General features: G+C 60.6%; 11 protein-coding genes. 10 read left to right on the forward strand and 1 reads right to left on the reverse strand.

Features of this window, described 5'->3' with window-relative positions; all coding sequences use genetic code 11:
- The 10 genes from VDP61_RS04540 (at position 1) to VDP61_RS04585 (ending at position 12,345) form a co-directional block, all read left to right on the forward strand.
- The gene (locus VDP61_RS04540; protein ID WP_323005762.1) at positions 1-768 is read left to right on the forward strand and encodes a F0F1 ATP synthase subunit B; all 768 of its coding nucleotides are present in this window, start codon (positions 1-3) and stop codon (positions 766-768) included.
- Positions 758-2,287 carry a F0F1 ATP synthase subunit alpha gene (locus tag VDP61_RS04545; RefSeq protein ID WP_323005763.1) on the forward strand — a complete coding sequence of 510 codons (1,530 nt, stop codon included), beginning with the start codon at positions 758-760 and terminating at the stop codon, positions 2,285-2,287. Before VDP61_RS04540 ends, VDP61_RS04545 begins: the two co-directional genes overlap by 11 nt.
- A complete protein-coding gene (locus VDP61_RS04550; RefSeq protein ID WP_323005764.1) occupies positions 2,271-3,173 on the forward strand; it encodes a FoF1 ATP synthase subunit gamma in 903 nt (300 codons plus the stop codon). Before VDP61_RS04545 ends, VDP61_RS04550 begins: the two co-directional genes overlap by 17 nt.
- Positions 3,174-3,301: 128 nt before the next feature.
- A complete protein-coding gene (locus VDP61_RS04555) occupies positions 3,302-4,420 on the forward strand; it encodes a hypothetical protein (RefSeq protein WP_323005765.1) in 1,119 nt (372 codons plus the stop codon).
- A 290-nt stretch (positions 4,421-4,710) separates the two neighbouring features.
- A complete protein-coding gene (locus tag VDP61_RS04560) occupies positions 4,711-5,076 on the forward strand; it encodes a phasin family protein (protein WP_323005766.1) in 366 nt (121 codons plus the stop codon).
- 250 nt (positions 5,077-5,326) lie between these two features.
- Positions 5,327-6,262 carry a DnaJ C-terminal domain-containing protein gene (locus tag VDP61_RS04565; RefSeq protein ID WP_323005767.1) on the forward strand — a complete coding sequence of 312 codons (936 nt, stop codon included), beginning with the start codon at positions 5,327-5,329 and terminating at the stop codon, positions 6,260-6,262.
- Complete coding sequence (locus VDP61_RS04570; RefSeq protein ID WP_323005768.1) at positions 6,262-6,615, forward strand: chaperone modulator CbpM; 354 nt, start codon at positions 6,262-6,264, stop codon at positions 6,613-6,615. The genes VDP61_RS04565 and VDP61_RS04570 overlap by 1 nt, the downstream gene beginning before the upstream one ends.
- A 256-nt stretch (positions 6,616-6,871) precedes the next feature.
- A complete protein-coding gene (locus tag VDP61_RS04575) occupies positions 6,872-7,735 on the forward strand; it encodes a cyanophycinase (RefSeq protein WP_323005769.1) in 864 nt (287 codons plus the stop codon).
- 46 nt (positions 7,736-7,781) lie between these two features.
- Complete coding sequence (gene cphA, locus VDP61_RS04580; protein ID WP_323005770.1) at positions 7,782-10,583, forward strand: cyanophycin synthetase; 2,802 nt, start codon at positions 7,782-7,784, stop codon at positions 10,581-10,583.
- A 13-nt stretch (positions 10,584-10,596) separates the two neighbouring features.
- Positions 10,597-12,345, forward strand: coding sequence for a Mur ligase family protein (locus tag VDP61_RS04585; RefSeq protein ID WP_323005771.1), 1,749 nt, complete (start codon positions 10,597-10,599; stop codon positions 12,343-12,345).
- A gap of 25 nt (positions 12,346-12,370) precedes the next feature.
- Here VDP61_RS04585 and VDP61_RS04590 read toward each other — a convergent pair whose 3' ends face one another.
- A complete protein-coding gene (locus tag VDP61_RS04590) occupies positions 12,371-14,002 on the reverse strand; it encodes an MFS transporter (RefSeq protein ID WP_323005772.1) in 1,632 nt (543 codons plus the stop codon).
- Positions 14,003-14,028 lie beyond the last annotated feature (26 nt).

Consider the following 14,028-nt stretch of genomic DNA (forward strand, 5'->3'; position numbering starts at 1 on the left):
ATGTCGATAGACTGGATCACGGTCGGGGCGCAGATCCTGAATTTTCTGGTGCTGATCTGGCTTCTCAAACGGTTTTTGTATCGCCCCATCCTTGACGGGATCGACGCGCGCGAGGCCGAGATTGCCACCCGCATGGGCGAGGCCGCCGCCATTTGTGGCCGCGCCGAGGCCAAAGAGGCCGAATACAGGGCGCAGATCACCGACCTGTCTGCCAGCCGGGCCGAGATGTTGGAAAAGGCGCAGCATGATGCAAAAATGGCGCGCGATGCACTGTTGACCGAGGCGCGGCACCGTCTGGAACAAGAGCAATCCGAACGCGAGGCGCTGCGCGCCAACGAGGCCCGCCAATATACCTCAGACCTGCATCTTGGCGGTGCAAAGGCGCTGCTGGCGCTGACCCGCAAGGCCCTGTCCGATTTGGCGGATGAGACGCTGGAACAGCGCATCGCCCTGCATGCCACAGGCCAGCTCAGGGCCATGGCAGGCGCGCTGCGCGATGCCGCAGGCAGCAGCCGCGAGGCGGTAGCGCTGACCCGCGATCCGCTGCCCGAGGCGGTGCAGGCAACCCTTCGCGACGAGCTTGCCAAGATTTTGCCGGGCTTCGCCCTGCGTTTCAACACCGATCCGGCGCTGTCGCCGGGCCTCAGCCTGCGGTTGGGCGGGGCGCAGGTTGGCTGGACCGTGGACAGCTATCTTGATGGGTTGGAGGCCGCGTTGGAGTCGCAGACCGGGCGACCCTTGCGAAAGCAGGTTGCCGATGCCCTCTGACGCAACCGCAGTCCAAACGACCGAAACCCTGCTGCAGGCGCTGCTGGACAGCCCGCCGCCCAAACCCGAGGTCAGTGAGGTTGGCCGCGTCGCCGAAGTGGGCGACGGCATTGCGATTGTAACCGGGCTTGCCCGCGCGCTGGCCGATGAATTGCTTGAATTCGCTTCGGGCGTCAGCGGCATCGTGTTTGACCTTGAACCCGGCAGGCTTGGCGTTGTGCTGCTTGGCCCCTCTGAGAATGTGACCATGGGCGAGGATGTGCGCCGCACGAACAAGGTGGTCAGTGTGCCGGTCGGTCTGGCGTTGCTGGGCCGGGTCGTTGATGCCTTGGGGCGCCCCCGCGATGCTGGCGGGCCCGTGGACAGCGCAACGACCGCCCCGGTCGAGGCAGAGGCCCCCAGTATCTTGCACCGCCGCGCTGTGTCGCGCCCGCTGGCAACCGGGATCAAGGCGATAGATGCCGCCGTGCCTGTGGGGCTGGGGCAACGCGAGTTGATTATCGGTGACCGGCAGACCGGCAAGACCTCTATCGCGGTGGATACGATATTGAACCAGCGTCAAACCGGCGTGATCTGCATCTATTGTGCGATCGGGCAGCGTGGCGATGCGGTGGCCAAGGTGATCGGCGCAATCCAGGATGGCGATATGATGGCGCAATCGGTCATCATCGTGGCGGGGGATGAGGATGCGCCGGGGCTGGCCTATATCGCGCCCTATGCGGCGATGTCGGTCGCTGAAAGTTTCGCCGCCAAGGGCCGCGATGTGCTGGTGGTGATGGATGATCTGACGCATCACGCCCACGCCTACCGCGAATTGTCGCTGCTGCTGCGCCGCCCGCCGGGGCGTGAGGCGTTTCCGGGCGATATCTTTTATGTTCATGCCCGGCTTTTGGAGCGTGCAGGGCAGTTTGCGGCAGGCAAAGGGTCAATCACCGCCTTGCCCGTGGTGGAAACGCAGGCCGAAAACCTGTCGGCCTATATCCCGACCAACCTGATTTCGATCACGGATGGCCAGATTTATCTGTCCCCCCGATTGGTGCGCACCAATCAGTTTCCGGCGGTTGATCTGGGTGTATCGGTCAGCCGCGTTGGCGGCAAGGCGCAGGCCCGTGCCTTTCGCGCGGTGGCCGGAAACCTGCGCGTGACCCTGTCGCAATTTGAGGAGCTGGAAGAGTTCGCCCGTTTTGGCACCCGGCTGGACGAAACCACCCGCGCGCGCCTGTCGCGTGGGGCTGCAGTGCGTGCAGCCTTGCGGCAAGCCGAACGCGACCCGATGCCAGCCAATGAGCAATTGGCGGTGCTGGTCGCCGCAATGGAAGGCGCGCTTGACGGTATGGAGGAGGATCGCACGCGCGCCGCGATATTGGCTATTCGCCGCGCTATCCGGGCCGCTGATGGGGGGCTGGCTGCGGTGATTGCCGAAAACCGCAAGCTGCCTGATGAACTGCGCGGCCATATTCTTGACATAGCGCAGGCGGCGATAGCCGGGAAGGCAGCGAAGAATGGCCCAGACGCTTGAACGCCTGACCCATCGCACCCAAACGATGCGCAGCATTCGCGGCATCGTCAGCACGATGAAAACCATGTCGGCCATCAATGCGCTGCCGTATGAACAGGCGGCGCAGGCGATTGAAGCGTATCAGGACACGGTTCTGACCGGGTTTCATGCCTTTGTGCATTGCCATGGGCCGCTGCCACATGATGCCGGGCCGGCGGGGGCTGCGATTGTGATTGTCTTTGGATCGGATCACGGGCTTTGTGGCAATTACAATGAGGTGGTGGCGGTCGAGGCCCAGCGGCTTGCGGAAACCGGCCCCGCCGCGCAGGTGATTTGTGTCGGCGCGCAGATGGAGGATGCGCTGGTTGGGCAAGGCATCATGCCCGTGACCACCTTGCTGCCGCCGGCAACCGCCGATGGGCTGGGGCGGCTTGCCGGACGCCTGATCACGCTGCTGGACGGGATGCGAGGCGCGGGCAGTATCACCGTGTCGCTGGTTCATATGCAGCGCGGCGACCATGGGCAGCAACACCCGGTTGCACAGCCCTTGCTGCCGCTGGACCCGGCGCTGATCGCGGGGTTGGCGCAAAGACCTTGGGCCTCGCGCAGCCTGCCGCAGTTTCGGATGCCGCCTGACCGTCTTTTGGCAGCGCTGATCCGCAGCTATCTGTTCGCGCGGCTGTTTCGGTCAGCGGCCGAGGCGATGGTGACCGAAAACGCCGCGCGTCTGGCGCGGATGCAGCAGGCCGAACAATCCATCGACGACCAGTTGGAGGCGCTGACCAGCGAATTGCGATCAGTGCGCCAAAGTGAAATCACGACCGAACTTCTGGATGTCATCATCGGGTTTGAGGCCTTGAAGCGGCGCAAGAAACGCCCGCCAGCGGTGAAAGGCCCGCAGGGCTGATCCGGCAGGTTTCCGCTTGGCATGACCTAGATCAAGACGGCGCTGGTGCCGATGATGTAGCGTTAGGGCGCTTCCTGGCAATCGGCACTCTGGCTGGTTGGTAATACGATCTGCAAGAAAGAAAAGACATGCTTTATATTGACCTTCCGACGTTGCGCGAAATCGGTGATCTGGATTTGTTGCGCTCGGACGCTTGCGTCTCGATCTATCTGGCAACCACGCCCCTTACCCACGAAATTGGCCAAAGCCGCACAAGGTTGCGGCAACTGGCCAAGGACGCCATCCATGAACTGGAAGCCGCCGGTATCGAAAAGCGGCGCATCTGGCCGCTGCAAGAACATTTTGATACAGTTCTTGAAGATGATGAGTTTTGGGAGCATCAGGCCCACAGCCTTGCCATTCTGGCAACGCCCGAAAAGCTATTGACCTATCGACTGGCCAATGAGCTGACAGAGTCGGTCGCCGTAGCCGACCGCTTTCACCTTAAACCGCTGTTGCGGGCCGTAACATTCCCCAACGCTGCGCATGTTCTGGCGGTGTCGGAAAATGCCGTGCGGTTGATCGAGGTGTCAAGCGACCTGCCCGCCACCGAAGTAAAGGTGCCGAAAATGCCGAAAGATGCCGCCAGCGCGGTCGGCAAGGCCACGATCAATGACAGCGGTACGGGGCGGCGCATTCAGGGCAAAGAGGGGCAAAAGATCCGGCTGGCGCAATATATCCGCAAGATCGACGCGGCCCTGCAGCCGGTTCTGGCCCATTCAGAGATTCCGGTTATTCTGGCCTCTACGATGCCGGTCGCCTCGCTGTTTCGGTCGCTGAGCCGTGTCGCGCTATTGGATGGCATGATCGAATTGGCCCCGGATCATCTGACAGAAGCCGAATTGGCCAAAGCCGCGCGGCCGGTTCTGGATGCCTATTATGCCAAGCGCATCGCAGAATTCAGAACCCATTATGATAGTCACGCCAGCCAGAACAGGGCCACCAGTGACATATCTGATGTAGCGCGGGCGGCAACCTTTGGCGGCGTTGAAACCTTGCTGATTGATATGGATGTGATCGTGCCGGGCACGGTTGATGCAACCACAGGCGCGGTTACCTTTGCCGCTGAGGCGGATGCAAGCAGCTACGGTGTGATCAATGAAATTGCGGGCCGCGCGCTGCGCACCGGCGCGCGGGTGCTGGCGGTACGCAAGCAAGACATCCCTGCAGAGGCCCCGCTTGCCGCAATCCTGCGCTACGCGCTTTGAAGGACAGCGCCGCCCCGAAAGGGCGGCGCTTTTCCCGTTTTTTCTTGGCCCCGCGCAGTCAGGCCCGATTGACCCTTGTCAATGCGCTGCGTGCCGATAGGGGCTATGCATAGGGTGTGGGTCATATGACAGCGTTTTCCCATAGGCACCGTCTTGCTGGGCGCGCTTGATCACACGGGCTGGCCGGTTTTCGCCAAATTGCAGGCGCGGCCTGAAAGATGTATATTTTGGCCTGCCCCATAGGCCCGGCCCCCCATAGGCCCGGCCCCATGAACAGCAAAGGACAGACTATGACCAAGGATTCCAAAACCACAACTGGCGCTGCACCCGATATTTTTGCCACGGGTGCGAAAAACATGGCAGCTTTCAACCCGATGTCCAGCGCCGCACTGCAGGCGTGGTCTGATATGGGGGCGCAGGTGATGCAATTCATGTCTTCGCGGATGCAGCAAGATATAGAAACCCAAAAAGCAATGCTTGGCTGCAAGAGCCTTGAGGATGTTCAAAAGCTACAGTCCGAATTTTTCAGTCAGGCGCTGAAGGATTACAACACCGAGGCCGCGCGCCTGATGGAGATCATGACCGCAGCCATGACCCAAGGCTTTGCAGGCAAAGCGCCTTCCACCAAACGCAGCTATGACGATGTGCCACTTTAACGCCAGGCGGTTTGGGCGACAGATCATCCGGGCGGCAACCGCTTGACAGTCGCCGCCCTTGCCAAGGCAAGGGGGCGGGGCCGTTGCACGCGGCATCACAACACTGCGGGCGTTCAAGGTCGCATCAGGTTTCGGGACGGCGCAGGATGCGTGGATCATGGCGCCGATCCGGGCTTTCAGCCGCCATGATGCGGTGCGTCTGACACCCAGTAAAGCCCTGCGCCACCAATCATTTCAGGATACCGACGCTATGAGCACGCACCCCGACGACCCCTACAAACTGCTTGGCGTGAAACCCAGCGCGACCGATGCAGAAATCAAAAAAGCCTACCGCGCGCTGGCCAAGAAGCTGCACCCCGATCTGCACCCCGGTGACACCAAGAACGAAGAGCGGTTCAAGGCCGTCTCTGCCGCCTATTCCCTGCTTGGCAATGCCGAACACCGCCGCCGCTTTGACGCTGGCGAGATTGACGCAACCGGCACTGAAAAGCCGCCGCGCGGGTTTTACCGGGATCAGGCGGCGGGTGGGCAGGCGAACCGGTATCAAAGCGCCGGTGATTTTGACGATTTGGGCGATATATTTTCGCGGGCTTTTGGGGCGCGTGGCGGTATGGGGGGCGGGGCCGAAGGGCAGCGCATGCAGATGCGCGGCGCAGATGCCCAATATCACCTTGAGATCAGTTTTCTGGATGCGGTGAATGGTGCAAAACGCAGCGTTACCATGCCCGATGGGCACAGTCTTGATATCAGCATCCCTGCGGGCATCGACGCGGGCAAAACGCTGCGGCTTGCCGGGCGTGGGCAGCCCGGCTTTAACGGTGGCCCGGCGGGGGATGCGCTGATCCACATCACGGTCACACCGCATCCGGTTTTTGAACGCGTCGGTGCCGATATTCTGTTGGAATTGCCGATCTCGCTGGATGAAGCTGTTTTGGGCGGCACGGTAGAGGTGCCGACCCCCTCGGGCCGTGTCAATCTGCGCATTCCGCCGGGGTCCAGCAGCGGCCGGGTGATGCGGTTGCGCGGCAAGGGCGTTGCGGCCAAAGGTCGGGCGGCAGGCGACCAGCTTGTCACCCTTAAAATCATGCTGCCCGTCAGCATCGACCCCGATCTTGCAACCGCAATCGAGGCGTGGCGCGCGGCCCATCCGCATGATGCCCGCAAGGGCTGGAAAGGAGAGCCATGATGTCGAAACCAACAGTCGTGCTGACACAAACCGAAATTCTGAAACGGGTGGACAGGCTAACGGAAAGCCGGCTTGCCCTGTGCGTTTCACAATCCTGGGTCAGGCCCCTGTCGGATGATGCGGGCCCGATTTTTGATGGGGTTGACGTGGCGCGGCTGCAATTGATCGTAGAGTTGGCCGAAGATATGGCTGTCAATGATGATGCCATGCCGATCATCTTGTCGTTGGTGGACCAATTGCACGCGCTGCGCAATCGCCTGCGCGCCCTGGATCGCGCCGTCGCCGATCAAGACGAAGCCGTCGCCCGTGCCATTGCAACCCGCTTGGCCGATCTGATGTCCGAGCTGCGCTGACAGCGGCATGCGAACCCCGGCAACCAGCGGTTGCTGTAACGTGGCCTGACCCGGCTTGCCGGGGCTGCTGCGGCATGTGCAGGCAGCAACATGCCGCAGATACGCGCCCATGTGCCGCCTGCGACTTTCCTGACCAATGGGTTTTTTCGGCCAGCAAGCCCGCGGCATCTGGCGTTCTGCGCGGCGGATGCCGTAAGAAGATGTCAGGGCGCAAGGATTGGCTTGTGCCAAGGTGAATAAAGGGTAGCGAAATATAATGGGTCCAGCACCACTGGCAGCCGCAGGCGACCGCGGGTTTATCATTCCCATTGGCGGCGGTGAGGATCGCGTCAAGGAAATGCAAATCCACCGCAGGTTTGTCGAGCTTTGTGGTGGCGCAGATGCCTCTATCGTCGTGATCCCTACCGCCTCGATGCTGGATACAACCGGCGCAGATTACCACCGCATCTTTTCGGGTCTGGGCGCGGGCAAAGTTGCCTTCCTGCCAATCACAAGCCGCGCCGATTGCGACAACCCCGAATTTTCCAGAATGTTGGACGATGCGACCGGAATTTTCATCACGGGCGGCAACCAGTTGCGCCTGTCGGCGATTCTTGGCGGCACGCATCTGGTCACCAAGATCCGGCGCAAGAATGCGCAGGGCGTGCCGGTTGCAGGCACCTCGGCGGGGGCGTCGATCATGTCGGAACATATGGTCGCGGGCGGGCAGGGCAACGAATCCCCCGCCGAAGGCACGGTAACGCTGGCCCCCGGAATCGGGCTGACCAATGCGGTCATCATCGACCAGCATTTCACCCAACGCAATCGGCTGGGGCGGTTGCTGACGGCCTCGTCCTTCAACCCGTTTCTGATCGGGCTGGGCATTGATGAGGATACGGCGGCCTTTATTGGCCCCGACAATGTGCTGGAGGTTATCGGCAGCGGCACCGTTACCGTGGTTGATGCCAGCAAGCTGACCCATTCGTCGATGTGGGATGCCAAACCGGGCGAGGCGCTTAGCCTTTTGGGGTTGCGGCTTGACGTTTTGGGCGAAGGCTGTCGATATGACCTGAAAGCACGGGTCGGCTATCCACCGGCGCAGCATCCGGCGCTTTGTACGTTGCCGGTACAAGGCATTTGAACATTCCGCAGCTTTGCGGATCATCCTGAAATAACGAGGTGGCCATTTGAAAATACTCTCAACCAATGTTTTTGTCGGGCCTAACGTCTGGGCAGGGTTTCCCGTAATTCGGCATGTAATTGATCTGGGGGTGTTGGAGGCGTGGCCGTCTGCAAAGATTGGCACGGCATTTGTTGACGGGCTGGTTGCGGCCTTGCCGGGGCTTGCGGCCCACGGCTGTTCTTATGGCGAGCCGGGGGGCTTTTTGCGCCGCTTGCATGAAGACGATGGCACATGGATGGGCCATATTCTGGAACATTGCGCGATTGAGGTGCAAAACGCGGCCGGAACCGAAGTGACCTTTGGGCGCACGCGCGGTACTGGCGTTCCGGGGCAGTATAACATGGTTTACGCCTACCGTCAGCGCGATGTCGGGCTGGCGGCGGGCGAACTGGCGTTGCGCTTGCTGATGCATCTGCTGCCACAGGCTTTGCAGGGCCAGGTTGATTTCCCGTTTGATCCGGGCTTTGACTGGCAAGCCGAGTTGCGCAGCTTTGTGCTGCATGCGCAACGCAAGGAATTTGGTCCTTCGACCGGCTCGCTGGTCAAGGCGGCGCAAGACCGCGATATTCCGTGGATCCGGCTGAACAACTCTTCATTGGTGCAGTTTGGCCATGGTAAACACCAGCGCCGGATTCAGGCCACCATCACCTCTGAAACCAAGCATATCGCGGTAGAGATTTCCTGCGACAAGGAAGACACCCATAATCTGCTCAATGATCTGGGGCTGCCGGTACCACAGCAACGCATCGTTTACAGTGCGGCGCAGGCGGTGCAGGCCGCGCATAAGATCGGGTTTCCTGTGGTCGTCAAACCTTTGAATGCCAATCACGGGCGCGGCGTGTCGATAAATCTGACCAAGGATGCCGAGGTTGAAGCCGGGTTTGCCGAGGCTGAAATTCATTCGAAAAGCGCCGCTATTCTGGTGGAAAGTTTTGTCACCGGGTTTGATCACCGGATGCTGGTCATCAACAACAAGCTGGTTGCGGTTGCCAAACGCGTGCCGGGCCATGTGATCGGCGATGGCAGGCATAGCATTGCCGAGCTTGTGGATATCGTGAATCTTGATCCGCGCCGGGGCATTGGCCACCAAAAGGTGCTGACAATGCTGGAAATCGACAATCAGGCAAAGCGGCTGATTGCGGCTGCCGGGCATAGCGTTGACACCGTTTTGCCGCCGGGTGAGGTGTTTTACCTGCGCTCTACCGCCAATCTTTCGACGGGCGGCACCGCGATTGACCTGACCGATATCGTCCATCCCGATAACCGCGATATGGCCGAACGCGCAATCATGGCCGTGGGGCTGGATGTTGGCGGGGTTGATTTTCTGATCGACGACATCACCAAATCCTACAAGGATATCGGCGGCGCGATTGTAGAGGTAAACGCCGCCCCCGGCTTTCGCATGCATGTCGCCCCGTCCGAGGGCAAACCCCGCGATGTTGCGGGCAAGGTGATTGACATGCTGTTCCCACTGGGCCAGCAAAGCCGGATTCCGATTGCGGCGATTACCGGCACCAACGGCAAAACCACCACATCGCGCATGCTGGGCCATATCATGAAGGCCAGCGGCAAGATTGTCGGCATGACCTCGACCGATGGGGTCTATGTGGATGGCAAGCTGTCGGTGAAGGGCGATATGACCGGGCCGAAATCGGCGCAAATGGTGTTGCGTGACCCGACGGTTGATTTTGCGGTGATGGAAACCGCGCGCGGCGGGCTTGTGCGCAGCGGTCTGGGCTATCAACATTGCGATGTGGCTGCCTGCCTGAATGTGTCTGCCGACCATCTTGGCCTTGCCGGGATTGATACGGTTGAGCAGCTTGCTGTCGTCAAGCGCGTGGTGATTGAAAGCGCCACGCAAACCGCCGTGCTGAACGCCGATGATATCAATTGCCTGAAAATGGCCGATTACGCCAATGTGGATTCGATCTTTTATGTCACGCTCAACCCCGGTCATTCGCTGGTGAAAGAGCATATCAAGGCCGGCGGCAAAGCCATCGTGCTGGAGCCGGGCATGAGCGGCGAGATGCTGACGATCTATGACAACGGGCTGCACATGCCGATATTGTGGTCGCATCTGATCCCGGCAACGCTGGAAGGCAAGGCGGTGCACAACGTACAAAACGCCATGTTCGCGGCGGCAATGGCCTATAGTTTCGGCGTTGATCTTGATAATATCCGCCACGGGCTGCGCACCTTTGACACCAGCTATTTTCAGGCGCCGGGCCGCATGAACGTGTTTGATGAACACCCGTTCAAGGTGATCCTTGACTATGGCCACAACCCGGCAGCTTTGGGCGCGATGGCCGATCTTGCCGATCGTCTTGATGTCAAGGGCCGCCGCATTGTGGTGCTGTCGATGCCCGGTGATCGCCGCGATCAGGATGTCGCCGAGGCCGCACGCATCCTTGCGGGCCATTTCGACCACTATATCTGCAAGGCCGATGACAATCGGCGCAACCGTGGTCCTGATGAAATACCGCAGCTTTTCCGTGCCGCGTTTCTGAAAAACGACATTTCCGAGGATCAGATCTCCGTCATTCCGAATGAGGAAGACGCGGTTGCCGCAAGCCTGAACATGGCGCAGCCGGGTGATCTTGTGATTGTTTTTGGTGATAACAGCCCGCGATGCTGGAAGCAGATCATTTATTTCAACGCGTCCGATCACAAAACCAGCAGCACGCAGGCGCAGGGCGGCGGTCAGGCCTCGGTGCCATTCGAAGACATGATGGACGGTGATCAAAGCATGGTGCGAGACGCGCGCGGGGTTCGCTTGGCGCGCGGCGATGTTGACGACGGCGATTGAACAGGGCGCAAAGATGAACCGTATCGAACAGCTTGAGGCTGCACTGACCATCGACGCCGCACAGGCCGACCATATCCACGTTTCGCCCGCCCGCCGCCTTACCGGGCCGGGTATCATCTGGGCCCATCCCGGCGCGATCATGGATATCGAGGCGGCAGATACCGAAATTCTGGCAGGCCTTTGGGGCAAACATGCACGGCGTGTGCTGGATGCCGTTGGCTGGCACGCCCAGCATGTCACCCATCGGCGCTTTCAGGGCGGCATCAGTCTGGCCCTTTCGGCGCCGCTGGATCAGCTTTATTCGGCGGTTTATGTGGCGCAGGCGGCGTGGCAGTATTGCGCCGCCGAATTGCTGGCCGCCGAGCCGCTGGCCGCCGAACCGCTGGCCTTTGACATGCTGATCGGTGATCTGCAAGCGGTGATGGCACAAGAGGCGAACCCCGCGCTGATGGCCCTGATGGATGCAGCGGCGGCGCAAGATGTGGATATTCTATGCGATGATGACGCGGTTTCGATTGGCCACGGCGCAGGCAGCAAAACATGGCCCGCGGGGGCTTTGCCCGGGCCGCAAGATGTTGATTGGCCGGCCCTGCATGACATTCCGCTGGCGCTGATTACCGGAACCAACGGCAAGACCACGACCACCCGCCTTTGTGCCGCAATCGCCCGCGTTGCCGGTAAAACCGTTGGGCTGACATCAACCGATGCAGTGCAGGTTGCGGATGAGATTCTGGAACGGGGCGATTTCTCCGGCCCCGGCGGCGCGCGGATGGTGTTGCGCGACCCTCGGGTTGAAATCGCTGTGCTGGAAGTCGCGCGCGGGGGCATTTTGCGCCGGGGTCTGGCGACCCGCCGCGCCCGTGTGGCCGTGGTGACCAATGTCGCCAGGGATCACTTGGGCGAATACGGCGTGATGACCCTGCCCGAACTGGCACAGGCCAAATTTGCCGTTGCGCGCGCGCTGGGGCCGGGCGGCGTTCTGGTTCTGAACGCCGATGATCCGCATGTGGTGGAGGCCGCCGCCAGTGTTGACAAAACGATCTGCTGGTTCTCGCTTGATCGGGGCGCGCCCATGATCAGACAGGCGCGCGCGCTTGGCCAGCCCTGCGCCTTTGTCAGCCAAGGTGAGATGGTCTTTCTCGACGGCAGTGGTGATGGTTTTTCCATCGCGCTGCGGGATGTGCCGATAACCCATTCCGGCATGGCCGAACACAATACGCAAAATGCCCTTGCCGCCTTATGTGCCTGCATGGCCCTGGAAATTTCGCATCACGCTATCCGCACCGGGCTTTGTGGCTTTGTCTCTGATACCAAAGGCAACCCTGGCCGCCTGAATGAGTTTGCCTATAATGGCGCGCGGGTCTTTGTTGATTTCGCCCATAATACCCATTCGGTCGCAGCCGTATGCAGAAGTTTGGCCGCCATTCCGTCAAAGCGGCGGTTCTTGATGCTTAGCCAGCCCGGCGACCATTCGGACGAAGATATAGGCGAAGTGACGAGAACCGCGATCCGGTTTCAGCCCGACCGCATCGTCATCGCGGAAATTGCAGATTATCTGCGGGGGCGCGTCTTGGGCGAAACGCCCGATTTATTGACACGTTCGGCCATTTCAGCGGGTATCCGGCCAGAGCATATCGGGCAGGCCTGCGCCCCGTCGGTGGGGGCCGAACATATCCTTGATCAGCTGGAGCCGGGGGATCTTGCGCTTTTGCTGGTGCTTTCGGATCGTGAAAATGTGTTCGCCCTGCTGGCCAATCCCTGATCTGCGCTGGATGGCGCAGCACGCGTCAATGTGGCATGTTGGGGTCTTCTTTCAGGGTCAGATCATCGCGCAAGGGCACAGTCTGGCGTTCGATCATCCGGTGAACCACCGGGCCCGTTGCGCCACGGTGCAGTTTTCGTAACTGCTCGGTTGGCCCGGTGTCTGATTGGGTGCGGCGTTCATTGTGGCGGATATATTCGGCCCATGTCGGCACATGATAGCTTTCGCTCCAATGTTCCGGGTTTTCAAGATCCCGAAGCAAGACCCATTGCTTTGCCCCATCCCTGATGCGAATCCGCCGCCGCTGGTTCATCGCAGCCAAAAACGCGGGCACGTCTTGCTGTGCGATTTCATAATCGACCATGATCATGACGGGGCCGCTGCGATATTTGATATCAAACGGCAGTTTGGGTTCCTTGAACCGGTTCAGGGGGTCAAGGTTCAGGCCCCCAAACTCTGGCAGCGGCAGCCGAAGCCCGATCAGCGCGCCAGTCACCAGCACGGCTGCAGCCCACATCAACGCCGATGACGCATTGTCCCATTCCGCCAGCGCGCCCCAGACCCAGCTACCCAGCGCCATGCCGCCAAACACGCCGGTCTGATACAGCGCCAGCGCCCGCCCAACCACCCAGCGCGGCGTTGACAGTTGCACCGTCACGTTGAACATCGACAGCGCGATAACCCAGCACGCCCCGGCAAGCGCAAGGGCGGCGCCGCCGAGTATCGTATATTGGCTGGTCGCCAACGCAAAACAACTGATCGCAAAGCCAATGAAAGCGCCGCGCGCAATCCGCTCATTCCTGAAACGCGCGCGCAATCGCGCATTTATCAGCGCGCCGCCAACGGCGCCCATCCCGAAACACCCCAGCATGACGCCATAGACAAAGGCGGTGCCATGCAATTCCTCGCGGACCACCACGGGCAACAGCGCCAAAATCGCAATCGCCGCAACGCCAAACCAGAACCCGCGCAAGATGACCCGCATCAGATTGGGCGACATGGAAACATAGCGAAAACCGGCGGAAAATGCGCTGCCCATCGGCTCTCGTGGCAAGTGCAGGTCGCGTATCGGGGCCTTCCAGCGATACAGCGCAAAGATGATGGCGATATAGCTGAGCGCGTTTACCGCAAAGGCCGCCGCCGCCCCGGCAAGGGCGACAATGGTGCCGCCAATCGCCGGGCCAATGCTGCGCATCAGATTGAAGCCCATGGAGTTAAGCGAAACCGCCGTCGGCAATTCCTGGCGTGAGACAATATCACCCATGGTTGCCTGCCAGGACGGGTTGTGCAGCGCTGTGCCGCAGCCAATCAGGAAGGTGAACCCCAAAAGCGTCCAGGGCGTAAGCCAGCCTTTCAACGCCATGATCGTCAGAACAACCGACACCAGGAACATGAAGGTTTGCGCGATCAGCATCACGCGACGGCGGTCGAAATTATCGGCAAACACCCCCGCCAGCAAGGAAAACACCATGATTGGCAGCGCGACAGAGCCCTGAACAAGCGCCACCATACTTTGCGAATCCGACAGGGCGGTCATCATCCATGCGGCGCCAACCGCCTGCACCAAACCGCCAAAATTTGACGCCAACGCTGCTATCCAAAGCGACCGAAACGTCTGATTGCGAAACAAGGCAAGGGTAGAGGGTCTGTCAGACACGTTCGCTCTTTCACTATCAGTGCCGC

The organism is Pseudorhodobacter sp., assembly GCF_034675685.1.
In the GTDB taxonomy this organism is placed as follows: Bacteria; Pseudomonadota; Alphaproteobacteria; order Rhodobacterales; family Rhodobacteraceae; genus Pseudorhodobacter.

Excerpts from the sequence above, each read along its gene's own strand:
- VDP61_RS04545 (WP_323005763.1), top strand. The coding sequence starts at position 758 with ATGCCCTCTGACGCAACCGCAGTCCAAACGACCGAAACCCTGCTGCAG.
- VDP61_RS04550 (WP_323005764.1), top strand. The coding sequence starts at position 2,271 with ATGGCCCAGACGCTTGAACGCCTGACCCATCGCACCCAAACGATGCGC.
- VDP61_RS04560 (WP_323005766.1), top strand. The coding sequence starts at position 4,711 with ATGACCAAGGATTCCAAAACCACAACTGGCGCTGCACCCGATATTTTT.
- VDP61_RS04555 (WP_323005765.1), top strand. The coding sequence starts at position 3,302 with ATGCTTTATATTGACCTTCCGACGTTGCGCGAAATCGGTGATCTGGAT.
- VDP61_RS04570 (WP_323005768.1), top strand. The coding sequence starts at position 6,262 with ATGTCGAAACCAACAGTCGTGCTGACACAAACCGAAATTCTGAAACGG.
- VDP61_RS04585 (WP_323005771.1), top strand. The coding sequence starts at position 10,597 with ATGAACCGTATCGAACAGCTTGAGGCTGCACTGACCATCGACGCCGCA.
- VDP61_RS04565 (WP_323005767.1), top strand. The coding sequence starts at position 5,327 with ATGAGCACGCACCCCGACGACCCCTACAAACTGCTTGGCGTGAAACCC.
- VDP61_RS04575 (WP_323005769.1), top strand. The coding sequence starts at position 6,872 with ATGGGTCCAGCACCACTGGCAGCCGCAGGCGACCGCGGGTTTATCATT.
- VDP61_RS04540 (WP_323005762.1), top strand. The coding sequence starts at position 1 with ATGTCGATAGACTGGATCACGGTCGGGGCGCAGATCCTGAATTTTCTG.